At 28.7% G+C, this 890-nt stretch carries 1 protein-coding gene; it reads right to left on the reverse strand.

The window, feature by feature from the left end:
* Positions 1–83 precede the first annotated feature (83 nt).
* A complete protein-coding gene (gene trhA / locus OL66_RS02515; RefSeq protein WP_034172327.1) occupies positions 84–773 on the reverse strand; it encodes a PAQR family membrane homeostasis protein TrhA in 690 nt (229 codons plus the stop codon).
* Positions 774–890: the final 117 nt, after the last annotated feature.

Below are 890 nucleotides of genomic sequence, written 5' to 3' on the forward strand. Positions count from 1 at the left end.
ATGAGTGGAATTATTTTTGGGTTTGTAATTATTTGTTTGCAAGTTTGATTTCTTTTTATTGTTGGAAATTTTTCAATTTGTTATTAATTGTTTGGCAAAATTTCAAGCAAACGATATATGCCCCAAGCATGAAAACAAGTTCCTGCCATAACAAAAAGATGCCAAATAAAATGAAAATATTTTTTATTATCTTTAACATAAAAATAGATGCCTAAACTGTAAAAAACACCTCCCAGTAAAACAAAATGAAAAATATTGGCTTTCCACATTGCAGGCACTAACAAAAGCCCACTCCATCCAAGCAAAACATAAAAGATTAAATGAATGATTTTTCCTTTATTCATCCAAAAAACTTTACATATAATACCTGAAAAAGCCAAAATACATTGGCAAACAAAAAAGCATTGTCCTTTGGAAATTGGCACATTTGATTGAGGAAATAAGGGTTTTTGCAATTCTGGCAAAAGTAACAAAATAGGGGCAAAAGTTCCCCAAATTAATAAATAAATACTAATGTGATCGGTCTTTTGAAAAAAATTATGAGCTTTGGTAAAGGATAAAGAATGATACAAAGTACTCATCAAATAAAGAATAATCATCGATATGCTAAAAACAAGTACAATATAACCGTTAGGATTTGACATTACAGAGGCTTTAAGACAAAAACAAACAAGAATAAAAACTCCTAAAGGAATCATTAAACCATGGGAAATTGCATTGGCAATTTCTTCGCCCAAAGTTTGTTTATCACTTGGTTTAGTAGCCCATTTCACAATAAAACTCCCTTCTTGCTTGGAATATGTAGCAATTACTGAGATTATAAAAAGTTTAGAAATTAAATAAGTTATAAGGAAAATAAGGAAACATTTAAAAATAATAATTAACTTTAT

The sequence above is a fragment of the Chrysanthemum yellows phytoplasma genome, from assembly GCF_000803325.1.
In the GTDB taxonomy this organism is placed as follows: domain Bacteria; phylum Bacillota_I; class Bacilli_A; order Acholeplasmatales; family Acholeplasmataceae; genus Phytoplasma; species Phytoplasma asteris.